Source organism: Streptomyces sp. HSS9-12, from assembly GCF_054963655.1.
This window is the reverse complement of sequence record NZ_JBUEGC010000030.1, coordinates 1-24435: the sequence shown is the minus strand read 5'-3', so window position 1 is coordinate 24435 and position 24435 is coordinate 1. Positions and strand designations below refer to the sequence as shown.

Below are 24435 nucleotides of genomic sequence, written 5' to 3'. Positions count from 1 at the left end.
GCCCGATCCCCCGATAAGACAGAAAACGCAAAAGCTGGACCAGTCACCCGATTCGGGACAGTGAACCGGCGGGCGCGGCAGCGCGTGCGATACACATTGTTTCCGGCGGCCGCCGACCGGCGGCAACCAGATATTCGTCCGAAGGGAGCCGGGGACCGTGCAGCGAAGGGGTTACCTCCCATGTGCCGCGCTCGCGGCCGCCCTGCTCAGCGCGGTCCTCAGCGGCTGCACCGACAGTCCTGGCGGCAGCAGCGCAGGCGACTCCAAGGCCGGTGACCCCTCCGCCACCCAGCAGTCGGCCGAGCCCGGTAAATACCGGACCCTCCCCGAGCCGTGCGGCGCCATGGGCCATGCCACCCTGCAGTCGCTGCTGCCCGGCCTGGACTCCCTCGACAAGCAGCAGCAAGAAGAGGGGTACAAGGGCCAGTCCGCGATCACCTACGACACCGACCGCCGTGTCGGCTGCCGCTGGACGGCCGAGTCACCGCAGGGCACCCGCCACCTCAACATCGACTTCGAGCGCGTGGTGTCGTACGACCCCGCCGTCAGCGATGACGACCGCGCCCAGCAGCTGTACGGGCGGAAGGCGGCCGCCGCGGACATACCCTCCGCCTCCCCCAGCAACACCGCGTCCGCGTCCTCGCCCGGCAAGGGCAAAGGTGACAAGGACCATGAGGAAGTGTCGCCGTTCGAGTCGTCCGGCACCACGAAAAGCAAGGACCTCAACACTTCCCCTCGCTCACTCGACGGTCTCGGCGACGCCGCATTCCTCGACGACCGCCTCGTCACCGGAGACTCGGGCGTGCACCGCGACATCACGCTTGTCTTCCGGTCGTCGAACGTCATCGTCACCGTCGAGTACGACGCGTGGTCGACGACGGCCGACCAGTCGGCCCTCCCCCTCAGCCAGGACCTGCAGAACAAGGCCCAGCGACTGGCCCACGAACTGGCCGGACACCTGAGCGAATAATCTGGCGAAGGCCCCATGGCCGACCAAGGACGACGAATGAGCGAAGGAACCATGCATTCACCAACCCGACATACCCGCCTCCTCGCATGCGCAGCCGTCGTACCAGTGATGCTCGTCGCCGGCTGCTCCTCCAAGTCCGGCGGCTCCGCAACGGACGACGCCGCGTCGAAGCCCGCGAAGCCGAGCGCCTCGCCGACCGTGGCAGCCGCGAAGTTCGCCGACCTGCCGCGGTCCTGCTCGACGCTGCCGAAGGACACCGTCACGAAGCTCGTGCCGAAGGCGAAGAACACCTCCGGCACCACCGGCACGTCCAGCAACGCCGCCCTCCGCACCAGCTGCTCCTGGAACGGCCTCAACGGCTTCCAGTACCGCTGGCTGGACGTCTCGCTCCAGCGCTTCGAGTCCGACCCCACCCTCGGCAGTGGCGAGGAGCGCGCCCACGACTACTACGGCAAGCAGGTCACCAGTGTGAAGTCGACAAAGGGCGCCAAGAGCCTCAAGTCCGGCCCGGGCGCCGGCATCGGCGACGAGGCGACCACCGTGCGCTACGACCTGAAGAAGGGCGGCGACCTCTACAAGAACCAGACGGTCGTGGCGCGTACGGCCAATGTCGTCATCACGCTCAACTACAACGGCGCCGGGTACGAGGACGCGAAGTCCCCCGACCCCGACAAGCTGCTGAAGGACGCCGCGGCTGCGACGAAGCAGGTCGTCGCCGCTGTTGCCAAGGCGAACAAGTGAGCTCCCGGAGCTCCTTGAGCCCCTGATTCTTTCACCGGTGCCCGGGTCCGATGGCGGACCCGGGCACCGGCGCCCGTATGGGTGTGCCAGGCTGTGCGGCGCCAGTTGCCGACGGTGGAAGGGGTTCGCGGGTGGCCGCGACACTGCACTCTCCCGGGGGAGGCCGAGCCTGCCAGCGGCTCCGCCACGGGCCGTACCCCCGCCGAACCCGCCGTGGGCTCGCCCCGTCAACCTTGCGAGGTGGCCACCAGTGCAGATGACACGCACGCACCGAATACTCATCGGCGTGGTCGTCGCGGGGGCGATGGTGATCGCCGCGATCGGCTTCGCCGGTTCGTACGCCGCCGTGCGCGAACTCGCCGAGAGAAAGGGCTTTGGCACCTTCTCCCTGTTCTTCCCCATCGGCATCGACGCCGGGATCGTCGTCCTGCTGGCCCTGGATCTGCTGCTGACCTGGATCCGGATCCCCTTCCCGCTGTTGCGGCAGGCCGCCTGGCTGCTGACCGTCGCGACGATCGCCTTCAACGGCGCGGCGGCCTGGCCGGACCCGCTGGGCGTCGGCATGCACGCCGTGATCCCGGTCCTCTTCGTGGTCGCCGTGGAAGCCGCCCGGCACGCGATCGGCCGGATCGCCGACATCACCGCCGACCGGCACATGGAGTCGGTCCGCGTGGCCCGCTGGCTGCTCGCCTTCCCCTCCACCTTCCGGCTCTGGCGACGGATGAAGCTGTGGGAGCTGCGGTCCTACGACGAGGTCATCAAGCTGGAGCAGGACCGCTTGGTCTACCAGGCCCGGCTGCGCGCCCGCTACGGGCGCTCCTGGCGCCGCAAGGCGCCGGTGGAGTCGCTGATGCCGCTGCGGCTGGCGCGCTACGGGGTGCCGCTGTCGGAGACGGGACCGGCCGGTCTGGCAGCCGCCGGCATCGAACCGGCCCTCATCCCGCCGGGCCCCGCTGCCGGAGCCGTCCAGGCCCCGCCCAGCCGCGGCGAGCGGGCCGCGCTGCCCGCCGGGCAACCGCAGCCGGGTGCCGACACCGGGCAGACCGGCGGCGGTGACGTGGCGGACGGCGGCAGGCCGCATCCGGAAGAGCTGCCCACGGGCGGCGACGCCTACGCCGGCCAGGGCGCCGTGGAACATCCGAGCGCCCATGAGCAGCCCTCGCCCTCGGGGCAGGCGGCCGCGGCATACGCAACGGAAGCCCCGAGCTCCCCGCAGGTGACGGTGCCCGTCTCGCCCGGGCGTGTGCGTGCCCTGGGCAACGCACAGCTCAACGGTTACGCGGCCGCCGCCGGCCCGTACGTACCGCAGCAGCGGGCAGCCGCACCCGGGCCGGACCTGCCCGCCGAGCCCGCTCCCGCCGCGGAGTCCGACCCCGACTCCGAAGCGGAGGGCCCGGTCGCGGGGCTGCCGGACGACGTGCCGCGCGACGAGGCGTACTTCGAGGCGTACCGCCGCTACGTGGCCGAGTACGGCGACTTCCCCGACTCCCGGCGCTTCGCCCGCTATCTGCTGGACCACTACGGCGTCACAGGCCGCAGCGGAGGCCCGCTGAGCGAGAACTACCTGCTGCGCTACACCCGCGAGTTCCGCGCCCGGCTCCGCATGGAGATGCAGAGCGAGCACACCCCCTGATCGGTACCAGCTGATCCGGACAACGCCCGAAGGGCCGCCATCCCCCAGGGTGGCGGCCCTTCGTACAGCGCCCTGTGCGGCCGTACGGACTAGGCGCCCAGCAGCTTGCGCACCCGGTCCGCCCCGACCGCGAGCAGCAGCGTGGGCAGCCGCGGCCCGGTGTCCCGCCCGACCAGCAGGTGGTACAGCAGCGCGAAGAACGACCGCTGCGCGATCTTCAGCTCCGGCGTCGGCTTGGCGTCGGGCGTCAGCCCGGCCTGGATCTTCGGCACGCCGTAGACGAGCGTCGTCAGCCCGTCCAGCGACCAGTGGTCGTCGAGCCCGTCCAGCAGCAGCCGCAGCGACTCCCGTTCATGGTCGCCGAGCGAGGCGAGCAGCTCGGTGTCCGGCTCCTCCCGGACCCGCGTGCGCTGCTCGGCCGGGACCTGGGTGTTGATCCACCGCTCGGCGCGGTCGAGCCGCGGCCGGGCCTCGTCCAGGGACGTGACGGGGTTCTTCGGGTCGAGGTCGCGCAGGATGCGCAGGGTCTGCTCGTCGTGGCCGGTGGTGATGTCGACGACCGAGGCGAGCGTGCGGTACGGCAGCGGGCGCGGCGTGCGCGGCAGCTCACCGGCGGCGGTGCTGGTGGCGCGGGTGTAGGCGGCCACGTCTGCCGGCTGCGCCGTGCCATCGGCGATCTTCCGCTTCAGCGCGTCCCACTCGTCGTAGGTGCGCTGGATCTCCTGGTCGAAGGCGACCTTGAAGGACTGGTTCGGCCGGCGCCGCGCGTACAGCCAGCGCAGCAGCGGCGCCTCCATGATCTCCAGCGCGTCGGCCGGGGTCGGCACGCCGCCCTTCGACGACGACATCTTGGCCATGCCGCTGATGCCGACGAAGGCGTACATCGGGCCGATGGGCTGCTCGCCGCCGAAGATCTCCTTCACGATCTGGCCGCCGACGACGAAGGACGAGCCGGGCGACTGGTGGTCGACGCCCGACGGCTCGAACATCACGCCCTCGTACGCCCAGCGCATGGGCCAGTCGACCTTCCACACCAGCTTGCCGCGGTTGTGCTCCGAGAGCCGGACGGTCTCGGTGAATCCGCACTGGCAGGTGTAGGTCAGCTCGGTGGTCTCGTCGTCGTACGCCGTGACCGTGGTCAGGTCGCGCTCGCAGGCGCTGCAGTAGGGCTTGTACGGGAAGTAGCCCGCGGTGCCGCTGCCGTCGTCCTCGCCGGCCGCACCGGAGCCCTCGGCCGCGGCCTCCGCGGCCGCGGCGTCGGCCTCGTCGAGCTTGCCCTTCTGCTGCTGCTTCTTCGCAGCGCCCTTGTCCTTGGTCCGGTAGCGGTCGAGGACGGCGTCGATCCGCCCGCGCTCGCGCATCGCGAGCAGGATCTGCTCACGGTAGGCACCGGAGGTGTACTTCTCGGTCTGGCTGATGCCCCGGACCTCGATGCCCAGCTCCTCCAGCGCCTTGATCATCGGCGCCTTGAAGTGCTCGGCCCAGTTCGGGTACTCACTGCCGGGCGGGGCCGGGACGGAGGTCAGCGGCTTGCCGATGTGCTCCGCCCAGGACGGGTCGATACCGGCCGGGACCTTGCGGAACCGGTCGTAGTCGTCCCAGGACAGGATGTGCACGACCTCATGCCCGCGGCGGCGGATCTCGTCCGCGACGAGGTGCGGGGTCATGACCTCGCGCAGGTTGCCGAGGTGGATCGGGCCGGAGGGGCTGAGGCCCGAGGCGCAGACGATCGGTTTGCCGGGGGCGCGACGCTCCGCCTCGGCAATGACCTCGTCCGCGAAACGGGAGACCCAGTCGGCCTCGGTGCTCTGAGCCACGATCGGCACATCCTTCCTCGAAAGCTGGCTCTCCCATTCTCCCAGACCCCGGAGGGGTACCTGTGCCGTGGGATACTGGCGGGAATCCGTAACTGTCTCTCTCAAGGAATGGCACCCATCCCATGGCCTCGGTCCCTTCCCTTGCCGCTACGGTCCACCAGCGTGTCGCGGACGCCCTCTCGGCTGCCCTGCCGGAGGCCGGTGCCGCCGACCCGCTGCTGCGCCGAAGCGACCGAGCGGACTTCCAGGCCAACGGGGTGCTGGGGCTCGCGAAGAAGCTGAAGGGCAACCCGCGCGAGCTGGCGGCCAAGGTCGTCGCCGGCCTGCCGGCCGATGACGTGCTGGCGGAGGTGGAGGTCTCCGGGCCCGGGTTCCTCAACATCAACGTCACCGACCGGGCGCTCACCCAGAACCTTGCGGCCCGCGCCGCCGACGACCGGCTCGGCGTGCCGTACGCCGAGCGCCCGGGGACGACCGTCATCGACTACGCCCAGCCGAACGTGGCGAAGGAGATGCACGTCGGCCATCTGCGCTCCGCCGTCATCGGCGACGCCGTCGTCAAGATCCTGGAGTTCACCGGCGAGCAGGTCGTCCGCCGCCACCACATCGGCGACTGGGGCACCCAGTTCGGCATGCTCATCCAGTACCTGATCGAGCACCCGCACGAGCTGGACCACAAGAAGGGCGAGGAGGCCTCCGGCGAGGAGGCCATGTCGAACCTGGGCCGCCTGTACAAGGCCTCGCGCGCGCTGTTCGACTCCGACGAGGCGTTCAAGGAACGGGCTCGCCGCCGGGTGGTGGACCTGCAGGCCGGGGACGCGGAGACGGTCGCGCTCTGGCAGCGGTTCGTCGACGAGTCGAAGATCTACTTCTACTCGGTCTTCGACAAGCTCGACATGGACATCCACGACGAGGACGTCGTCGGCGAGTCCGGCTACAACGACATGCTCGCCGAGACCTGTCGGCTGCTGGAGGAGTCGGGGGTCGCCGTCCGCTCGGAGGGCGCGCTGTGCGTGTTCTTCGACGACATCAAGGGCCCGGAGGGCAACCCGGTCCCGCTGATCGTGCAGAAGTCCGACGGCGGCTACGGCTATGCGGCCACCGACCTGTCGGCGATCCGCGACCGGGTCTTCAACCTCAAGGCCGACAGCCTGATCTACGTCGTCGACGCCCGCCAGGCCCTGCACTTCCGGATGGTCTTCGAGACCGCCCGCCGGGCGGGCTGGCTGGGCGACGGCGTCAAGGCGGTCCAGCTCGCCTTCGGCACGGTCCTGGGCAAGGACGGCAAGCCGTTCAAGACGCGTGAGGGCGAGACCGTACGGCTGGTGGACCTGCTCGACGAGGCCATCGACCGGGCCGTGGCGGTCGTCCGCGACAAGAGCGAGAACCTCGGCCTGACGGAGGAGGAGATCGCCGAGCGCGGCGCCCAGGTCGGCATCGGCGCGGTGAAGTACGCGGACCTGTCGACCTCGGCGTCCCGGGACTACAAGTTCGACCTGGACCAGATGGTGTCCCTCAACGGCGACACCTCCGTGTACCTCCAGTACGCGTACGCCCGTATCCAGTCGATCCTCCGCAAGGCGGGCGACGTGCGGCCGGCCGCGCACCCGGAGCTGCCGCTGGAGCCCGCGGAGCGCGCACTGGGCCTGCACCTGGACGAGTTCGCCGAGACCCTGGCGAGCGTCGCCGAGACCTACGAGCCGCACAAGCTGGCCGCGTACCTGTACGGGCTGGCCTCGAAGTACACCACCTTCTACGACCAGTGCCCGGTCCTGAAGGCGGAGGGCGGCCAGGCCCAGGTCGAGAACCGCCTGTTCCTGTGCGACGTCACCGCCCGCACCCTCCGGCAGGGAATGGCCCTGCTGGGCATCCGCACGCCCGAGCGGCTGTAACAGGTCCGCGCCATGGCAGTGTGCCCCTTACCGCAGCCCGCGGTGAGGGGCACAGCGCTCTACGGCGCCGTGAAGTGGGATCACTGTTTTTTCGGGTTCCGAGCGGCAGAATCGATTCTGGCGAATGAGACAACTCCTACGATTGAGGCGAGGTCCCGTGGCCAACGAGGCAGACAGGAGGAGCGACATGACGCTTGCCCCGGAGCGCCCGGTCCGGTCCGCACCGGAGGCGGTCAGCCTCCTTGACATCGCTGAGATGGTGTTCCAGAACCTTCCGGGGCACCGGGCAGAGATCCTCGGAGGACAGCTCATCGTGAGGCCGCCAGCCGATCCGCCGCACGCGGTGTCGCTCACCGACCTGACGCTTGCGTTGTCCGCCCTGCATGCCGGCGAAACACGCGTCGTCCAGGCCGTGGGCATCTGGCTACCGACCGGCGACGATGACTACGCCATCCCAGATCTGTCGATCGTGGATGCCGACCACCGCGACCACATGACCGAGTACAACTGCCTCGATCCGGCGGTCTTCCGCCTGGTCCTCGAGATCACCTCATCGAACTGGCGCACCGATCTCCACACCAAGCCCGATCACTACGCCGCCGCCGGCGTCCCTGCCTACGTGATCGGTGACCGTAAGCACAACGAGGCGATCCTCCTCACCGACCCCCGCGACGGCGAGTACCGCGTCCGCTCGGTGTACCGCCCCGGGGAGTCCTTCGTCCTTCCCGAATCGATCGGCGCCAAGGTCGAGCTGGAGGTCGACGCGCTTCTGCGTGACTGACCGCGCCAACAGGCCCTCCGGCTTCGGAGGCCCCCAGCAGAAGTACACGTAAGCCCCGTCAGCCATTGCCGACGGGGCTTACCGCTTGCCTGCGGACGAGCCATCAGGCTCCTCAGAGCCGCTGGGCGACCTCCGTTGCCCAGTACGTGAGGATCATGTTCGCACCGGCGCGCTTGATGCCGGTCAGGGTCTCCATGATCGCGCGGTCGCGGTCGATCCAGCCGTTGGCCGCGGCGGCCTCGACCATCGCGTACTCACCGGAGATCTGGTACGCGGCGACCGGCACGTCCGACGCCTCCGCGACCCGCTGCAGGATGTCCAGGTACGGCAGCGCCGGCTTGACCATCACCATGTCGGCGCCCTCTTCGAGGTCGAGCGCCAACTCACGCAGGGCCTCACGGGCGTTCGCCGGATCCTGCTGATAGGTCTTGCGGTCGCCCTTCAGCGAGGAGCCCACCGCCTCGCGGAAAGGGCCGTAGAAGGCGGAGGAGTACTTGGCGGTGTAGGCGAGGATCGCCACATCCTGGTGGCCGATGCCGTCCAGGGACTGGCGGATGACCCGCACCTGACCGTCCATCATCCCGCTGGGTCCCACCACATGGACGCCCGCGTCCGCCTGCACCCGCGCCATCTCGGCGTAGCGCTCCAGCGTCGCGTCGTTGTCCACCCGCCCGTCGTCGTCGAGCACGCCGCAGTGGCCGTGGTCGGTGAACTCGTCCAGGCACAGGTCCGACATGATGACCAGGTCGTCGCCGACCTCGGCCCGCACGTCCCGGATCGCCAGCTGCAGGATCCCCTTCGGGTCGGTCCCCTGCGAGCCCAGAGCGTCCTTCTTCCCCTCCTCGGGCACCCCGAACAGCATGATCCCGCCCACGCCCGCCGCCACGGCCTCGGCCGCGGCCCTCCGCAGCGTGTCGCGCGTGTGCTGCACGACGCCCGGCATGGTGGAGACCGGCACCGGCTCGCCGATGCCCTCCCGTACGAACGCGGGAAGGATCAGCTCGGCCGGGTGCAGCCGGGTCTCGGCGACCATCCGCCGCATGGCGGGCGTGGTACGCAGCCGCCGCGGCCGCGCCCCGGGGAAGGAACCGTACGTGCTGCTCAACTGCGCCTCCTGCGCGATCCGGGCCGGCGCTCGCTCGGCCTGGTGACGTGCTCGCCCGCCTCGATCGCGGCTGCCCGGCGCTGGGCGCCGAACTCGGCCAGGGCCTCGGCGAGCCTGTGCACCGACGGCTCGGGCGACAGGACGTCCACGCGCAGGCCGTGCTCCTCCGCCGTCTTGGCGGTGGCCGGGCCGATACAGGCGATGACTGTGACATTGTGCGGCTTGCCGGCGATACCGACGAGGTTCCGCACCGTGCTGGAGGAGGTGAACAGTACGGCGTCGAAGCCTCCGCCCTTGATCGCCTCGCGGGTCTCGGCCGGCGGCGGCGAGGCGCGCACGGTCCGGTACGCGGTCACGTCGTCGACCTCCCACCCGAGCTCGATCAGACCCGCCACCAGCGTCTCGGTGGCGATGTCGGCACGCGGCAGGAAGACACGGTCGATCGGGTCGAAGACCGGGTCGTAGGGCGGCCAGTCCTCCAGCAGGCCGGCCGCCGACTGCTCACCGGACGGTACGAGGTCGGGCTTCACACCGAAGTCCACCAGGGCCTTCGCGGTCTGCTCGCCCACGGCCGCGACCTTGATCCCGGCGAAGGCACGGGCGTCGAGCCCGTACTCCTCGAACTTCTCGCGCACCGCCTTCACGGCGTTCACCGAGGTGAAGGCGATCCACTCGTAGCGGCCGGTGACCAGGCCCTTGACCGCGCGCTCCATCTGCTGCGGGGTGCGCGGCGGTTCAACGGCGATGGTGGGCACCTCGTGCGGCACGGCACCGTACGAACGGAGCTGGTCGGAGAGCGAAGCGGCCTGCTCCTTGGTGCGCGGCACCAGGACCTTCCAGCCGAACAGCGGCTTGGACTCGAACCACGACAGCTGGTCGCGCTGCGCCGCGGCGCTGTGCTCGCCAACCACGGCTATGACCGGCTGCGCACCGTCCGGCGACGGCAGCACCTTGGCCGCCTTGAGCACCTGGGCGATGGTGCCGAGCGTGGCGGTCCAGGTGCGCTGGCGGGTGGTCGTACCGGCGACCGTGACGGTCAGCGGGGTGTCGGGCTTGCGGCCCGCCGCCACCAGCTCGCCCGCGGCCGCTGCCACCGACTCCAGCGTGGTGGAGACGACGGCGGTGGCGTCGCTGGCGCCGACCTCGGTCCAGCAGCGCTCGGAGGCGGTCCTGGCGTCGATGAAGCGCACGTCGGCGCCCTCGGCGGAGCGCAGCGGCACACCGGCGTACGCGGGCACGCCCACGGCGGTAGCGACACCCGGCACCACCTCGAACGGGATGCCCTCGGCGGCGCACAGGAGCATCTCGCCGGTGGAGTTCCCGTCCAGCCCGGGGTCGCCACTGACCGCACGCACCACCCGCTTGCCGCCCCGCGCGGCCGCCATGACAAGATTGGCGGTGTCTCCCCGCGCGGGCGTCGCCAGGGAAGTTGACGGTTCGTCATGCTCGGGCTGCGCGATGTCCACGCCTGCCCTCGCGTGCTTACGCACCACGTCGAGCACCTGCGGGTCGGCGACCAGCACGTCCGCCTGGGCCAGCGCATCCACGGCGCGCAGCGTCAGCAGTCCCGGATCTCCGGGTCCGGCACCGAGGAAGGTGACGTGACCGAGAGCAGAGTGCTGTGCTTGATCAACTCTTGCGGTGGTGGGGCTCAAAGTGCTCGCTCCCCCATAAGACCGGCCGCACCCTTGGCAAGCATGTCGGCGGCGAGTTCGCGACCGAGTGCGAGAGCGTCGTCATGAGACGCGGGTACGGGACCGGTGGTGGACAGCTGCACCAGCGTGGTGCCGTCGGTGGTGCCGACAACGCCGCGCAGGCGCATTTCGGTGACAACCTGCCCGTCGGCCAGAAGGTCGGCCAGGGCGCCCACGGGCGCACTGCAACCGGCCTCCAGGGCAGCGAGCAGGGAACGCTCGGCCGTCACGGCGGCCCGGGTGTACGGGTCGTCGAGTTCGGCGAGCCGGTCTGCGAGTACCGCGCCATGCACGGTGTGCGTCGCGGTGCACTCGATGGCGAGGGCGCCCTGGCCCGGGGCGGGCAGGACGGCGTCGAAGGGCAGCTTCTCGGTGGCCTCGTCGATACGGCCGATCCGGGTCAGTCCGGCGGCGGCCAGCACGACGGCGTCCAGCTCACCGGCGCGCACGTACCCGATGCGGGTGTCGACGTTGCCGCGGATCGGGACGGTCTCGACCCGGCCGCCGAGCGACCGGGCCCAGGCGTTGAGCTGGGCCATGCGGCGTGGGGAACCGGTGCCGATGCGCACCGCGCGCTCCGAGGAGGAGGCGATCAGCTGCTCGAAGGTGAGGCCGTCGCGGGCGACGAGCGCGTCGCGCGGGTCCTCCCGCTTCGGTATCGCGGCGAGCACCAGGTCCTTGGGCTGGCCCGTCGGCAGGTCCTTCAGGGAGTGCACGGCGAAGTCGATCTCACCGGTGAGCAGGGCATCACGCAGCGCGGAAACGAAGACTCCGCTTCCGCCGATCTGGGCGAGGTGCTCCCGGGAGGTGTCCCCGTACGTGGTGATCTCGACCAGCTCGACAGAACGGCCGGTGACCTTCCGGACCGCCTCGGCGACCTGGCCGGACTGGGCCATGGCGAGCTTGCTGCGCCGGGTGCCGAGCCGCAGCGGCCTGCTGTCCCGCGCGCCCGTGGATGCTGTGGTGTTCATACCCCGCCTCGCTTGGGGTCGTTCAGATCGGCCCGGCTGACGGCGGCGACCGCCTGCGGGTCGAGGTCGAAGAGTTCGCGCAGCGCGTCCGCGTATCCGGCGCCGCCGGGCTCCCCCGCGAGCTGCTTGACCCGCACGGTGGGCGCGTGCAGGAGCTTGTCGACGACCCGGCGCACGGTCTGCGTGATCTCGGCGCGCTGCTTGTCGTCCAGCCCGGGCAGGCGGCCCTCGAGCCGGGCGATCTCGCCGGCGACGACATCCGCGGCCATGGTGCGCAGCGCGACCACGGTCGGGGTGATGTGCGCGGCGCGCTGGGCGGCGCCGAAGGCGGCAACCTCGGCGGAGACGATGCTCCGGACCTGGTCGACGTCGGCGGCCATGGGCGCGTCGGCGGACGCCTCGGCAAGGGTCTCGATGTCCACCAGGCGCACACCGTCGAGGCGGTGGGCGGCCGCGTCGATGTCCCGCGGCATGGCGAGGTCGAGCAGGTACAGCGGGGTCGCCTCCGCGTCCTGGACCGAGGCGGTACGACGGCGGACGGCCGTTTCCAGGTCCGCGCCGGCCAGGACAAGCCCGGTCGCGCCGGTGCAGGAGATCGTCAGGTCCGCCGCCGTCAGCTCGGCGGCGGCCTCCTCCATCGGGACGGCGCGCGCGGTCAGGCCGTCACCGGTCTGTTCGGCGAGCGCGGCCGTCAGCCGCTCCGCCCGCTCGAGCGTGCGGTTGGCGACCACCAGTTCCCCGACTCCCGCTCGGGCGAGTGTGGTCGCTGCCAGCGAGGACATCGAGCCGGCTCCGATGACCAGTGCGCGCTTGCCGGCCGCCCACTCCTCCACGGGGCGGCCCTCGGCCAGCTGCTCGAGACCGAAGGTGACCAGCGACTGCCCGGCGCGGTCGATGCCGGTCTCGCTGTGCGCGCGCTTGCCGACGCGCAGCGCCTGCTGGAAGAGGTCGTTGAGCAGCCGCCCGGCGGTGTGCAGGTCCTGGCCGAGCGCGAGGGCGTCCTTTATCTGGCCGAGGATCTGGCCCTCGCCGACGACCATCGAGTCCAGCCCGCAGGCCACCGAGAACAGGTGGTGGACGGCCCGGTCCTCGTAGTGGACGTAGAGGTACGGGGTGAGCTCCTCCAGGCACACACCGCTGTGTACGGCGAGCAGCGTGGACAGCTCGGCGACTCCGGCGTGGAACTTGTCCACGTCGGCGTACAGCTCGATGCGGTTGCAGGTGGCCAGCACGGCCGCCTCGGTGGCGGGCTCGGCGGCCATGGCGTCCTGCAGCAGCTTCGCCCGCGTGCCGGTGGCCAGAGCGGCCCGCTCCAGCACGCTCACCGGTGCACTGCGGTGGCTCAGCCCGACGACCAGGAGACTCATGCCGGCATCACGGCGGGCACGTCCCCGTCGGGTCCCTTCCTGCTCTCGACGCGCTCCACTCGGTCGACGCTTTCGACACCGGCGCGGACCGGCGGCGGGGTGGGCCCCGTACCCGCGGTCTCCTCGCCCGCCTTGCGCTGCTCGTGGAACGCCAGGATCTGCAGCTCTATGGAGAGGTCGACCTTGCGTACGTCCACGCCGTCGGGCACGGACAGCACGGTCGGCGCGAAGTTGAGAATGCTGGTGACACCGGCGGCGACGAGCCGGTCGCACACCTGCTGGGCGGCACCGGCCGGGGTGGCGATGACGCCGATGGAGACGCCGTTGCCGCTGATGATCGACTCCAGGTCGTCGCTGTGCCGGACAGGCAGACCCGCCACCTGCTTGCCGGTCATGGCCGGATCGGCGTCGATCAGCGCTGCGACCCGGAAGCCTCGGGACGCGAAGCCCCCGTAGTTGGCGAGCGCGGCGCCGAGGTTACCGATACCGACGATCACAACCGGCCAGTCCTGGGTCAGACCGAGCTCACGCGAGATCTGGTAGACGAGGTACTCCACGTCGTAGCCGACACCACGGGTGCCGTACGAGCCGAGGTAGGAGAAGTCCTTGCGCAGCTTCGCGGAGTTGACCCCCGCCGCGGCGGCAAGCTCCTCGGACGAAACCGTGGGTACCGAGCGTTCGGAGAGCGCGGTCAGGGCGCGCAAATACAGCGGAAGCCGGGCGACGGTGGCCTCGGGAATCCCTCGGCTTCGGGTCGCCGGTCGGTGAGTTCGGCCAGTTGCCACGGTGCTCCTGCGGGTAGAGCGGGGCTGCGGGTGGTCACATGTTCCAGAACCACCCCATCGACAGCAGGCTATGTCTTTGTGAACGCGTGCACAAAGATGGTGTCCGCTTTGTCCGACCAAAGTGACCGGCGTCACGCACTTCGATCGCATGACCGGGGAACCGTCGAAGGTCCGCACCCGTTGAGCTGCCCGCCGGGGCACGCGCCACTCTCCTCATTCACAATGCCCCCGAACGCGCCAAATCGGCCCCCTGATGGTAATCGACTTTCGGCCAACCCAGGACCCCTGCGGGGGCTGCACAATGCAGCTATGAGTCCGTTGCTGCGCCGCACCCCCGGCAAGAGCCCCGCCGACCGCACCGTCACGCTGATCGGCAAGCCCGGCTGCCACCTGTGCGACGACGCCCGCAAGGTGATCGTCGCGGTGTGCGAGGAGGTGGGCGCCTCCTGGGACGAGCGGGACATCACGCAGGACGAGGAGCTGTACCGCACGTACTGGGAGCAGATCCCCGTGGTGCTCGTCGACGGCGAACAGCACGACTTCTGGCGGGTGGATCCGCAGCGGCTGCGCAAGGCGCTCGGCGCCTGACGCCACGACACGCTCCGCATCGCACGACGCCCGTACGTCACCCCGGTAACAGCGCGGACGCGTGAAGTTCACGCGTCCGAATCCTCGCGGCTCCGGTTAGACCGAACAAGCTGGCTATGCTCACGTCATGACCCACCCGTCGCCCGACAACCTCCCCGGTTGGAATCCCTTCGGGACACACCTTCGATGGGGATGGTTCACCCCGCGCAGACGCCCCGCCACGGCACGCAGCGTGCTGGCGGGCGAGGCCGCCGCAGAGGCTGCCCGTAAGTCCTCGCAGCAGCTCGAGAGCGAGAGCGCCAAGCCGGCCGCCGAGCCGGAGTTCCCCGTCGCCGGTGACCCGCTGGCCGCCGCCTTCTTCGACCTCGACAACACCGTCATGAAAGGCGCCGCGCTCTTCCACTTCGGCCGCGGCCTGCACAAGCGGAAGTTCTTCCGCAAGCGCGAACTGGCCCGTTTCGCCTGGCAGCAGGCCTGGTTCCGGCTGGCCGGCGTCGAGGACCCGGCCCATATGGAGGACGCCCGCAACAGCGCCCTGTCCATCGTCAAGGGCCACCGCGTCTGCGAACTCATGGAGATGGGCGAGGAGATCTACGACGAGTACATGGCCGAGCGGATCTGGCCCGGCACCCGTGCTCTCGCCCAGGCCCACCTCGACGCGGGCCAGAAGGTCTGGCTGGTCACCGCCGCCCCGGTGGAGACGGCCACGATCATCGCCCGCCGTCTGGGGCTGACCGGCGCGCTCGGAACGGTCGCCGAGTCCGTCGACGGCGTCTACACCGGCCGGCTGGTCGGCGAGCCGCTGCACGGACCCGCGAAAGCCGAAGCCGTACGGGCCCTGGCGGCGGCCGAGAGGCTGGACCTCTCGCGCTGCGCGGCGTACAGCGATTCGTCGAACGACATCCCGATGCTCTCGATCGTCGGACATCCCTACGCGGTCAACCCGGACACCCGGCTGCGCAGGCACGCCCGGGAGCACGGCTGGCGGCTGCGCGACTACCGCACGGGCCGGAAGGCGGCAAAGGTCGGCATTCCGGCCGCGGCCGGGGTCGGTGCCCTGGCCGGAGGCGCCGCGGCTGCCGTCGCCCTCCAGCGCCGCCGCCGGTAGCGCAGCGCTACCAACAGTGCGTAACCGCCGCTGACACGGCCTTCACCCGTGGCGCCGCCCGTCGCCGACACCCCCGGCGACGCGCGGGCATTCGCGTTTTCTTATCGGCACGCGGCTCCCGCCAGTCCCAATTTCGCCGCATCGCCACAAGACGCCCGGGAAACAAACAGATCACGTAGAGAAGTGATCATTTTCTATCCATCGTTCGATGACCGCTCGGTCGTCATCGCATAACAGAGCGTTCCGAATCGACGATTTGAGCAACTCGGTGTAGCGCCGCCTTTACGAAGCGTTATTCTCCTCAGACGCAAACCGGTACCCACGCGTCCCTACGACGGGTGAACGGTTCCGCACTGCACGTGATGGAAGCTCTGCCTCTGGGAGTCCCGTGTACCCACACGTCGGGGTTGACGCCTCGGGCCTGGCTACGCTCCGCGCAACGGTCGCCGACCACCTGCGCGGCATCGTCCCCACCGCGTACGCCGTCCCTGCCTTCGCCGCGCTAGTCCCTGCCGCCGGGCCGGTCGGCCCCTCCGCCTGGGGTAACAGCCTCCTGGGCCGGCCGGACCAGGGGGCCCACCACCGGGAGGCGCGCCCGAGCCCCGCCTACGCCCTGGCCGGGAGCCCCGCGATCGCCGGCAGACATACCCGCGGCTCCGGCACCTCCGCTCGCACCGCCGGGAGCAGCCCCAGCACCGTCCGCCGCCCCGCCGACAGCGACAGCCGTCGCATGATGGACCTGGTCGAGCGGGCCCAGGACGGCGAGGCCGAGGCCTTCGGCCGCCTCTACGACCAGTACGCCGACACCGTGTACCGCTACATCTACTACCGCGTAGGCGGTAAGGCCACGGCCGAGGACCTCACCAGCGAGACGTTTCTGCGGGCTCTGCGCCGTATCGGGACCTTCACCTGGCAGGGCCGCGACTTCGGGGCGTGGCTTGTGACCATCGCCCGCAACCTCGTCGCCGACCACTTCAAATCCAGCCGGTTCCGTCTCGAGGTCACCACGGGCGAGATGCTCGACGCCAACGAGGTCGAGCGCAGCCCCGAGGACTCGGTCCTGGAGTCCCTGTCCAACGCAGCCCTGCTGGAAGCCGTGCGCAAGCTCAACCCGCAGCAGCAGGAATGCGTGACCCTGCGCTTTCTCCAGGGTCTGTCGGTGGCCGAGACCGCCCGGGTCATGGGGAAGAACGAAGGTGCGATCAAGACTCTGCAGTACCGGGCCGTACGTACGCTGGCGCGTCTCCTACCGGACGACGCCCGCTGACGTACGGCACGTAACACACCTGTTGTGCGCATGCACGTCCACACAGGGTGAGCGGTTGACGACGCACAGGTTCAATCACCCTGACTGCGTAACCGAGTGGTGGGCTGCTCGTTGGGGGGATTGCAGGCTCCCTGTGGGCGCGCCTTGCTCGCTTCCTCTCACTCGATCGAGTGGTAGCGCTCAAGGTGTGCAACCGCCCCGAGTACTCGGGGAGTCGCAGGTGTCGCAGGTGACGACGAGAGGAGGTGCCGCCCGTGATCGCGAACGTATCGGCGCACCGGCGGGCGAACGCCTTCGCCCAGGCCCTGGAGGACCAGGCCTCCCAGGACCGGACGACCCAGCAGCCCGAAGCCCCGGTGGCGGACCCCGAGCAGGAACGGCTGCTGGCTCTGGCGGACGGGCTCGGCGAGCTGCCGAAGCCGCAGTTGGACCCCGAGGTCAGGACCGTGCAGCGGGCCCAACTGGTGGCTGCCATGGAGGCGATGCTCGCCGAGCGCTCCGGGACCGGCGGTGCGCAGGTTCCCGAGCAGCGCTCCCGGAAAGGCGCGCACCGGGCGCGCCCGCTGCGGACATTCCGGCCGCGTTCCCGCTGGTCGAAGGGTCTCGCGGCAGGCGGCCTCACGGTCGGCGTCGCGGCGGGCGCGTTCAGCGGTGTGGCGGCGGCCAGCTCCAACGCGCTGCCCGGCGACTCGCTGTACGGGCTGAAGCGCGGTATGGAAAACCTTGAGCTCGGCATGGCGGACGGCGACTCCGACCGCGGTGCGATCTACCTCGACCAGGCGTCGACCCGGATGCAGGAAGCCCGCAGGCTCATGGAGCGAAGCCGCGCGGGCGAACTCGACCACGAGTCGGTCAGCGAGATCCGCAAGACCCTGTCCGGCATGGGGCACGACGCCTCCGAGGGCCACCGGCTGCTGAGCGCGGCGTACCAGCGCGACGGCTCGCTGGGCCCGATCCAGGCGCTTGAGTCCTTCTCCCGGTCGCACCGCGACAGTTGGCGCGAGCTGCGCTCGCGGCTGCCGCTGCAACTCGCCGATGTGAGTGACCAGGTGAGTTCGGTCTTCGACGCCATAGACCAAGAGGTCGGTCCGCTGAAGTCGCTGCTCCCGCCCACTGCGGGGAGCGATGCGAGTTCCCGGGCAAGCGCCGGCGCCACCGGCCCGTCGTGGTCGGGGCAATCGTCCCACCAGCCGCAGCCGTCCTCGCAGAGCCCGTCCAGGGGGCAGGACCATGGCTCAGGTTCGCCCCGGCCTTCGGAGTCCCGGCAGCACGACAGCGGTCTGATCGGCGGTACCGGCGATCTGATCGAACCGTCGCACGGCGTCCTTCCCTCCACGGCCGACGCAGACAAGCGGCCCGAGCCGGACGTCACCATCCCGCCGCTGCTGCCCGGCCTGCTTCCGGGCCTCGGCATCGGCGGCGACGCGGAGTAACGCTCGAGTACCTGCGGCGCTCGGTCCTCTCGGAGGGGACCGAGCGCCGCTGCCGTTCCGCCCACGGGCCCAGCCAACACCAGCGACCACCGCAGACCGCCACTCAGAAGAACACCGAGCGCCGCTGCACCAGCAGCTTGTACAACGTGTGCTGAATCGTTTCTCGCACCTGATCGGTCAGGTTGAACATCAGCATCGGATCCTCGGCCGCCTCAGCCGGATAGTCGTCGGTCGGGATCGGCTCACCGAACTGAATCGTCCACTTGGTCGGCAACGGTACGACCCCGAGCGGCCCCAGCCAGGGAAACGTCGGAGTGATCGGGAAGTACGGGAAGCCCAGCAGCCGCGCCAGCAGCTTCGCGTTCCCGATCATCGGGTAGATCTCCTCCGCCCCGACGATGGAGCAGGGCACGATCGGCACCCGGGCCCGCAGCGCCGTCGACACAAATCCGCCGCGCCCGAAGCGCTGCAGCTTGTACCGCTCCGAGAACGGCTTCCCGACGCCCTTGAAGCCCTCGGGCATCACGCCGACCACCTCACCGCGCTCCAGCAGCCGCTGCGCATCCTCGGCACACGCCAGCGTGTGCCCGGCCTTGCGCGCCAGCTCATTGATGACCGGCAGCACGAAGACGAGATCCGCGGCGAGCAGCCGTAGATGGCGCCCCGCCGGGTGGTTGTCGTGCACCGCGACCTGCAGCATCAAGCCGTCCAGCGGCAGCGTCCCGGAGTGGTTGGCGACGATGAGCGCGCCGCCACTGTCCGGGATGTTCTCGATGCCCTTCACCTCCACCCGGAAGTACTTCTCGTACACCGGGCGGAGCAGCGACATCAGGACCTGGTCGGTGAGCTCCTGGTCGTATCCGAAGTCGTCGACCTCGTAGTCCCCGGTGATCCGGCGACGCAGAAACGACAAGCCGTGCGCGAGCCGTCGGTCCCAGCCGCCCCAGTTCCCAGCGGCCGGCTGCTCCTGCGGCTCCTCGGTGCCCGTAGCAGCGGGAAGTTGCTCCGGTACGGGCGTCAGCGAGCCGTTCCTGCGGCCGGAGGCGCTCACCGACTTCGGCGGCCTGTTTCTGCCGCGCCGCGACCGGGGCTCCTCACCGAACGGGATGACCTTGGCGTCAGCCATGTCAGGCGCGCTCCTCACTGCGGGCCGCGGGCACCAGCGCCGCGAGCCGTTCGACGGTACGGGCAAGGGTCTCAGGCGGGATCAGTCCGGGGCCGCGGCTGCGAGCGAAGTCCGCGAACGTCTCCGCGGTTGTGAACTTCGGCTCGAATCCAAGGGTCTCGCGCATCTGCGTCGTCTCAACGACCCGGCCGTGAGTGAGAAGCCGGATCTGTTCGGGAGAGAAGTCGGACAGGCCGAGGGCGCGCAGCGCGGTCCCCAGCCAGGTGACGGTCGGCAGCAGTACGGGCACCGTCGGCCGACCCAGCCGCCGGGCAGCCTGTGACAGCAGCAGTACCCCGTCACCCGCGATGTTGAACGTGCCGCTGTTGAGGGTGCCGCGGCGGGCCTCGGCGGAGGCGATGCACAGTACATCGATGACGTCGTCCTCGTGGACGAACTGCAGCCGCGGATCGTAGCCGAGAACCGTGGGCAGGAGGGGCAAGGAGAAGTAGTCGGCGAGCGGGGAGTCGGCGCACGGACCGAGGATGTTGGCGAACCGCAGGACGCTGACCGCCACGTCGGGGCGCCGGCGAGCGAAGCCGCGGACGTAGCCCTCGACCTCCATGGCGTCCTTCGCGAAGCCGCCGCTGGGCAGCGACTTGGCCGCGGTGGTCTCGGTGAAGACCGCGGGGTCGCGCGGCGCCGAGCCGTACACGCTGGTGCTGGACTTGATCACGAGCCGCTCGACCGAAGGCGCCTTCTGGCACGCGCCGAGCAGCTGCATCGTGCCGATGACGTTTGTCTCCTTGACGGTCGCTCGGCTACCGCGCGTGCCCAGTGGAGTGCTGGTGATGTCCAGATGCACGACGGTGTCGACCGTGTGCGCGGCGAGGACCTTACCGATGGTGGGGTGCCGGATATCGGCTTTGACGAACTCCGCGTCGCCGAGATCGTGCCCGGGCGGTTCGGCGTCCACACCGATCACCCGGTCGACTTCGGGCTCTCGTTGCATGCGACGTACGAAGCGGCCTCCGAGCTGCCGGGCGACACCGGTGACGAGCACGACTTTGCCCAAGATCAGCGCCTTCCTTCCTGGGGGCACCTCCCAGCGGTAGCTGGGGGACCTCGACCCTCACCCCCGTCCATCCCCCATCGGTCACCGTATCGGGTGGATGTTGCGCTGTGGTGACCGCAAGCTGCATAGAGCTACTTTTCCGGCCGTACGGTCGGCGCCCGAAATGACGACGCCGCCCTCCCGCCGGCATTCGGCGGGAGGGCGGCATGCATGCTCAGCAGTCGCTTACTTCTTGTTGCGACGCTGCACGCGAGTGCGCTTGAGCAGCTTGCGGTGCTTCTTCTTCGCCATCCGCTTGCGCCGCTTCTTGATAACAGAGCCCACGACTACCCCTCGCTCACTTCGATTCACTCGGTGCGGGGCGTCCGAGCCCACACGACCTACGTCGGCTCAGACTACCGGGCGCCGAGTGAGGAATGTAATCCGAGGGTCGTCGTTCAGGCGGTCTCCACCCCCACGTAGGACTCGCGAAGGTAATCGTGGACCGCCTGCTCCGGCACGCGGAAAGACCTCCCCACCCGGATAGCAGGCAGATGACCACTGTGCACCAGGCGGTACACGGTCATCTTGGACACACGCATCACCGTGGCGACTTCTGCCACAGTCAGGAACTGAACCTCGTTCAGAGGCCTCTCGCCAGCAGCCATGACACACCTGAACCTTCCGCACATGACGGGCACCGGCTTCCCCTCCGATGACTCTTCGTCGCTGTGCGCTCCCTCCCCAGGGTAGGGGCGTGTGATGCGAGTGGGGAAGAGGGTTGCGATCGGGGTCCTACTGTGACAGACATGCGCGATTGAGCACATAGTCCGTGAGCGGTTGGTAGCACTCGGACCGCAGACCGTCATCAACAGGGACGGCCACGGACACCCTCCCCTCCGCCTCGCCGACGAACAGCGCGGGATCGTCGGTGTCGGCCAGACCCATGGCCTCCATACCCAGCTGACCTGCTCCGCAGACCCATCCATGGTCGCCGATGACGAGTGCGGGGAGGGGGCCGCGGGAATCGGCCGCCGCGGCGAGGGCCACCCGAACCGGTAGCGGCGAGTGGGTGTGTGCGCCGGTCTCGCTCCCCTGGCCTCGCGCGCCGGGTTCCCGCACCATCGCGACCCCTCGTACGTAGCCGAGCTGGTACGTACGTACGCCGAATCGGGTCGTTAACGTGACAGACCGCCCCTGCGCGGGTGTGAGGACGGGGCACCCGGCCGCCGAGAGGGCTTCGGCCAACGCGACGTAGAAACCCAGGAGGGGGTGGGGGTGGCCGGTGCCGAACAGCACCGGCGCCCGGGCATCGGCGGCCGCGGCCAGATGCCGTGCGAAGGCGTCGAGCGCAGCCATCGTCCGGTCGGGATCGATCACATCCTGGCCGGAAATATGCGTTGGGTCGGCGGAGACGCCACACCTGTCGGCCATCAACCGCAGCAGATCCGACTGCCTCCATGAGCATTCCGGATCGAGTCCGAGCAGCATGCGGGGATCACGGGCGGCGAACAGGCGATAGCTGCGCAGGCTCTTCTCCCGCGACGTGGCCACGGGCCCAGCCAGGCGCGCCGACAGCAGATGCGCACGCAACTGCGCAGCATTCAACACCCTGCCGATGCTGGCGCACCAGGTGCCTGGTGGCCGGTAAAACCGTATTTCACCGCACAGTTGGCGTAGCTTCGCGTAACCTGCGGCGGCCTTGAACGGTTTCCTCGCGGTCTACGGGAGCAGCCCATGCGCCGGGAAGACCGCGCGCCGCGTCGCGAGGACCGCCTGGTCCAGCCGGTCGGCGGGGTCGTACCCGGCAGCCACGAAGTCCCGCCACCGTGGCTGGCGGCCATCCGTCATCCGGCGCGGCGCCGGCTGCCGCGTCCGCGCATACACCTGCCGCCGCCACTCGTCCGGCACCTCGGACTCCGGCGGGATGGGCTGCCCCGCGACGATCGACACCAGATGCGTCCACGACCGGGGCACGACGTCCACGATCGCGTACCCGCCACCGCCGAGAGCGACCCACCGCCCCTCCGCATACGTGTGCGCCAGGTCATGACACGCCTCGGCCACGGCTCGCTGGGCGTCCAGGCTGACCGCCAGATGCGCGAGCGGATCCTCGAAGTGGGTGTCCGCGCCATGCTGGGTCACCAGCACCTGCGGCCGGAACGCCCCCAGCAGCTCCGGCACCACCGCATGGAAGGCCCGCAGCCATCCCTCGTCGCCCGTCCCGGCCGGCAGAGCCACGTTCGCCGCGCCGCCCTCGGCTCCGGGACCGCCCGTCTCCTCAGGCCAGCCGGTCTGCGGGAAAAGGGTCCGGGGGTGCTCATGGAGAGAAATGGTCAGTACGCGCGGGTCGTCCCAGAAGGCCGCCTGCACGCCGTCGCCGTGGTGCACATCCACGTCCACATACGCGACCCGCTCCGCACCCAGCTCCAGCAGCCGGGCGATCGCCAGCGCCGCGTCGTTGTAGATGCAGAACCCCGCCGCCGAGCCCGGCATCGCATGGTGCAGTCCGCCCGCGAAGTTCACCGCGTGCAGCGCCTCGCTGCGCCACACCGCCTCGGCCGCGCCCACAGAGAACCCGGCGATCAGCGCCGAGGCCTCGTGCATCCCCGCGAAGGCCGGGTCGTCCTCGGTGCCGATCCCGTAGGAGCCGTCGGCGGACAGGGGATCGGCAGAGATCCGGCGTACGGCGTCCACATAGTCCGAGCGGTGCACGAGCCGCAGCGTGGAGTCCCCGGCGGACTGGGCGGCCACCACCTTCATGGACCGGTCCAGCCCGTAGGCCTCGACCAGGCGCATGGTCAGCGCCAGCCGTACCGGGTCCATCGGGTGCCCTGGCCCGAAGTCATAGCCCGTTACTGCCTCGTCCCACATCAGCTGTGCGCGGCCGCTCATGAACATCACCGTATCGGGCGGGCCGAGCTCCGAACGATCTGGCATACAGCAGTGTCACAAGCACCAACGCCATCGGCACGAGCATCGCCCCGCGGTAGCTCAGCACATCACCGACCGCCCCGACCAGCGGCGATCCGATCAGAAACCCGACGTAGTTGAAGATGTTCAGCCGCGCTATGGCGGTGTCGGATGACCCGGGAAACAGCCGCCCGGCTGCCGCGAAAGTCTGCGGCACGATGACGCACAGACCGAATCCCAGCAGCGTGAACCCGAGCATCCCCACCCATGCGCCGGGCGCTCCGGCGACCACCAGGAAGCCGACGGCAGCGAGTACGGTTCCGCCCCGCACCACCGCGACCGCCCCGAAGCGCCGCACCCCGCGGTCCCCGACCGCTCGCCCAAGGAGCGTGGTCACCATGTACACGTTGTATGGGACGGTGGCGAGTTGTTCGGAACTGCCGAGAACGTCCTGCAGATACTTGGCACTCCAGTTGGAGACGGTCGAGTCCCCTATATAGGCGCAGGCCATGACCAGACACAGGGGCAGCAGCAACTTCATGCCCACCTCAGGGATCTGCTGCGTCCCCGCGGCCGACTTGTCCCCGGCCGTCGACCCCTTCTCCTGGTCGACGTACCAGCGACTGCCGGCCAGTACGGCGGGCACGAGCAACGCGACCACCGGCCCGTACAGCGTCAACAGGGGCAGCTCCCAATGGGCGCCCAACCAGGCGAGCGAGGCTCCGACAATGCCGCCGAAGCTGTACGCGGCGTGGAACCCGAGCATGATGCTGCGGCCGAACGCCCGGTGCAGGCTGACCCCGAGCATGTTCATCGACGCATCGAGCCCGCCGACGGCCACCCCGAACAGGCCGAGACACACTGCCAGTTGCCATACTTCGCTTCCCGCCCCGACCGCCGCCAGAGCGAGGCAGACCACGGGCTGGATCCAGCGGAGCACGACACCGGGCTGTACCCGCTTGACGAGGTGTTCGGTACCCACGCTCCCCACGCCGGCGAGGACGGGCACGGCCGCGAGGAACACCGGAAGTACGGCATCGCTCAGGTGGTAGCGGTCCTGGATCGCCGGAATCCGCGTCACCAGCAGAGCGAAGACCACACCCTGCGCAAAGAAGCTCGCTGCCAGCGAGGCCCGGCCGTACCGGAGCTTTGCGTCCATGGCCAAGGAGCGTACGACTCGAAGCTACGCCTGAGTAGACCTCCGGAATGCA

At 69.9% G+C, this 24435-nt stretch carries 22 protein-coding genes; 9 read left to right on the top strand and 13 right to left on the bottom strand.

Annotated elements, in window-relative coordinates; genetic code table 11:
- The first annotated feature begins 157 nt into the window (after positions 1–157).
- From ACY34J_RS17460 to ACY34J_RS17450, 3 genes are all read left to right on the top strand, one after another.
- On the top strand, positions 158–970 hold the full coding sequence (locus ACY34J_RS17460) for a DUF3558 domain-containing protein (protein WP_462727470.1): 813 nt from the start codon (positions 158–160) through the stop codon (positions 968–970).
- A gap of 51 nt (positions 971–1021) precedes the next feature.
- Complete coding sequence (locus tag ACY34J_RS17455; RefSeq protein ID WP_462727471.1) at positions 1022–1711, top strand: DUF3558 domain-containing protein; 690 nt, start codon at positions 1022–1024, stop codon at positions 1709–1711.
- Positions 1712–1967: 256 nt separating this feature from the next.
- On the top strand, positions 1968–3344 hold the full coding sequence (locus ACY34J_RS17450; protein WP_462727472.1) for a DUF2637 domain-containing protein: 1377 nt from the start codon (positions 1968–1970) through the stop codon (positions 3342–3344).
- An 89-nt stretch (positions 3345–3433) separates the two neighbouring features.
- On the opposite strand, the gene lysS is transcribed toward ACY34J_RS17450, so the two are convergent.
- Positions 3434–5170: a lysine--tRNA ligase gene (lysS, locus tag ACY34J_RS17445; RefSeq protein ID WP_462727473.1), complete on the bottom strand. Its 1737-nt coding sequence runs from the start codon at positions 5168–5170 to the stop codon at positions 3434–3436.
- 113 nt (positions 5171–5283) lie between these two features.
- Between lysS and argS the strand changes: the two genes are divergently transcribed.
- Together argS and ACY34J_RS17435 are read left to right on the top strand one after the other, a co-directional pair.
- Positions 5284–7053, top strand: a complete 1770-nt coding sequence (gene argS, locus ACY34J_RS17440) for an arginine--tRNA ligase (RefSeq protein ID WP_462727474.1) — start codon at positions 5284–5286, stop codon at positions 7051–7053.
- A 187-nt stretch (positions 7054–7240) separates the two neighbouring features.
- Positions 7241–7834, top strand: coding sequence for a Uma2 family endonuclease (locus tag ACY34J_RS17435; RefSeq protein ID WP_462727475.1), 594 nt, complete (start codon positions 7241–7243; stop codon positions 7832–7834).
- A gap of 112 nt (positions 7835–7946) precedes the next feature.
- Here ACY34J_RS17435 and hemB read toward each other — a convergent pair whose 3' ends face one another.
- From hemB to ACY34J_RS17410, 5 genes are read right to left on the bottom strand one after another with little or no spacing between them, the layout of a single operon-like run.
- Entirely contained in the window at positions 7947–8939 is a 993-nt protein-coding gene (hemB, locus tag ACY34J_RS17430) for a porphobilinogen synthase (protein WP_462727476.1), read from the bottom strand.
- On the bottom strand, positions 8936–10594 hold the full coding sequence (locus ACY34J_RS17425) for a bifunctional uroporphyrinogen-III C-methyltransferase/uroporphyrinogen-III synthase (RefSeq protein ID WP_462727477.1): 1659 nt from the start codon (positions 10592–10594) through the stop codon (positions 8936–8938). The genes hemB and ACY34J_RS17425 overlap by 4 nt, the downstream gene beginning before the upstream one ends.
- On the bottom strand, positions 10591–11604 hold the full coding sequence (hemC, locus tag ACY34J_RS17420) for a hydroxymethylbilane synthase (RefSeq protein WP_462727478.1): 1014 nt from the start codon (positions 11602–11604) through the stop codon (positions 10591–10593). Before hemC ends, ACY34J_RS17425 begins: the two co-directional genes overlap by 4 nt.
- Positions 11601–12971 (bottom strand): glutamyl-tRNA reductase, encoded by a 1371-nt coding sequence (locus ACY34J_RS17415; protein WP_462727479.1) that lies wholly within the window; start codon positions 12969–12971, stop codon positions 11601–11603. Before ACY34J_RS17415 ends, hemC begins: the two co-directional genes overlap by 4 nt.
- Entirely contained in the window at positions 12968–13756 is a 789-nt protein-coding gene (locus ACY34J_RS17410) for a redox-sensing transcriptional repressor Rex (RefSeq protein ID WP_462727480.1), read from the bottom strand. The genes ACY34J_RS17415 and ACY34J_RS17410 overlap by 4 nt, the downstream gene beginning before the upstream one ends.
- 309 nt (positions 13757–14065) lie before the next feature.
- Here ACY34J_RS17410 and ACY34J_RS17405 point away from each other — a divergent pair, with 309 nt between their 5' ends.
- The 4 genes from ACY34J_RS17405 to ACY34J_RS17390 all read left to right on the top strand — a co-directional run bounded on the left by ACY34J_RS17405 (position 14066) and on the right by ACY34J_RS17390 (position 18152).
- Positions 14066–14344 carry a glutaredoxin family protein gene (locus ACY34J_RS17405; protein ID WP_462727481.1) on the top strand — a complete coding sequence of 93 codons (279 nt, stop codon included), beginning with the start codon at positions 14066–14068 and terminating at the stop codon, positions 14342–14344.
- A gap of 127 nt (positions 14345–14471) precedes the next feature.
- Positions 14472–15452 carry an HAD family hydrolase gene (locus tag ACY34J_RS17400; RefSeq protein WP_462727482.1) on the top strand — a complete coding sequence of 327 codons (981 nt, stop codon included), beginning with the start codon at positions 14472–14474 and terminating at the stop codon, positions 15450–15452.
- Positions 15453–15840: 388 nt separating this feature from the next.
- Entirely contained in the window at positions 15841–16719 is an 879-nt protein-coding gene (locus tag ACY34J_RS17395; RefSeq protein ID WP_462727483.1) for an ECF subfamily RNA polymerase sigma factor, BldN family, read from the top strand.
- 254 nt (positions 16720–16973) lie between these two features.
- Complete coding sequence (locus ACY34J_RS17390; RefSeq protein ID WP_462727484.1) at positions 16974–18152, top strand: DUF5667 domain-containing protein; 1179 nt, start codon at positions 16974–16976, stop codon at positions 18150–18152.
- 103 nt (positions 18153–18255) lie between these two features.
- Here ACY34J_RS17390 and ACY34J_RS17385 read toward each other — a convergent pair whose 3' ends face one another.
- The 7 genes from ACY34J_RS17385 to ACY34J_RS17355 all read right to left on the bottom strand — a co-directional run bounded on the left by ACY34J_RS17385 (position 18256) and on the right by ACY34J_RS17355 (position 24383).
- On the bottom strand, positions 18256–19278 hold the full coding sequence (locus ACY34J_RS17385) for a lysophospholipid acyltransferase family protein (RefSeq protein ID WP_462727485.1): 1023 nt from the start codon (positions 19276–19278) through the stop codon (positions 18256–18258).
- A gap of 1 nt (position 19279) precedes the next feature.
- Positions 19280–20332 carry an NAD-dependent epimerase/dehydratase family protein gene (locus ACY34J_RS17380; RefSeq protein WP_462727486.1) on the bottom strand — a complete coding sequence of 351 codons (1053 nt, stop codon included), beginning with the start codon at positions 20330–20332 and terminating at the stop codon, positions 19280–19282.
- Between the two features lie 225 nt (positions 20333–20557).
- Positions 20558–20656 (bottom strand): 30S ribosomal protein bS22, encoded by a 99-nt coding sequence (locus ACY34J_RS17375; protein ID WP_003948845.1) that lies wholly within the window; start codon positions 20654–20656, stop codon positions 20558–20560.
- 113 nt (positions 20657–20769) lie between these two features.
- Entirely contained in the window at positions 20770–20979 is a 210-nt protein-coding gene (locus ACY34J_RS17370) for a helix-turn-helix domain-containing protein (protein ID WP_351507891.1), read from the bottom strand.
- A gap of 127 nt (positions 20980–21106) precedes the next feature.
- Positions 21107–21922: a phosphatase gene (locus tag ACY34J_RS17365; protein WP_462727487.1), complete on the bottom strand. Its 816-nt coding sequence runs from the start codon at positions 21920–21922 to the stop codon at positions 21107–21109.
- Positions 21923–22033: 111 nt separating this feature from the next.
- Complete coding sequence (locus ACY34J_RS17360; RefSeq protein WP_462727488.1) at positions 22034–23206, bottom strand: acetoin utilization protein AcuC; 1173 nt, start codon at positions 23204–23206, stop codon at positions 22034–22036.
- Positions 23157–24383 (bottom strand): MFS transporter, encoded by a 1227-nt coding sequence (locus tag ACY34J_RS17355; protein ID WP_462727489.1) that lies wholly within the window; start codon positions 24381–24383, stop codon positions 23157–23159. The genes ACY34J_RS17360 and ACY34J_RS17355 overlap by 50 nt, the downstream gene beginning before the upstream one ends.
- Between the last annotated feature and the right edge of the window lie 52 nt (positions 24384–24435).

Coding starts and splice junctions, on each gene's coding strand:
- ACY34J_RS17455 (WP_462727471.1), top strand. CDS start 1,022: ATGCATTCACCAACCCGACATACCCGCCTCCTCGCATGCGCAGCCGTC.
- ACY34J_RS17355 (WP_462727489.1), bottom strand. CDS start 24,383: ATGGACGCAAAGCTCCGGTACGGCCGGGCCTCGCTGGCAGCGAGCTTC.
- argS (WP_462727474.1), top strand. CDS start 5,284: ATGGCCTCGGTCCCTTCCCTTGCCGCTACGGTCCACCAGCGTGTCGCG.
- ACY34J_RS17415 (WP_462727479.1), bottom strand. CDS start 12,971: ATGAGTCTCCTGGTCGTCGGGCTGAGCCACCGCAGTGCACCGGTGAGC.
- ACY34J_RS17370 (WP_351507891.1), bottom strand. CDS start 20,979: ATGGCTGCTGGCGAGAGGCCTCTGAACGAGGTTCAGTTCCTGACTGTG.
- ACY34J_RS17400 (WP_462727482.1), top strand. CDS start 14,472: ATGACCCACCCGTCGCCCGACAACCTCCCCGGTTGGAATCCCTTCGGG.
- ACY34J_RS17435 (WP_462727475.1), top strand. CDS start 7,241: ATGACGCTTGCCCCGGAGCGCCCGGTCCGGTCCGCACCGGAGGCGGTC.
- ACY34J_RS17450 (WP_462727472.1), top strand. CDS start 1,968: ATGACACGCACGCACCGAATACTCATCGGCGTGGTCGTCGCGGGGGCG.
- ACY34J_RS17405 (WP_462727481.1), top strand. CDS start 14,066: ATGAGTCCGTTGCTGCGCCGCACCCCCGGCAAGAGCCCCGCCGACCGC.
- ACY34J_RS17360 (WP_462727488.1), bottom strand. CDS start 23,206: ATGAGCGGCCGCGCACAGCTGATGTGGGACGAGGCAGTAACGGGCTAT.
- ACY34J_RS17385 (WP_462727485.1), bottom strand. CDS start 19,278: ATGGCTGACGCCAAGGTCATCCCGTTCGGTGAGGAGCCCCGGTCGCGG.
- hemC (WP_462727478.1), bottom strand. CDS start 11,604: ATGAACACCACAGCATCCACGGGCGCGCGGGACAGCAGGCCGCTGCGG.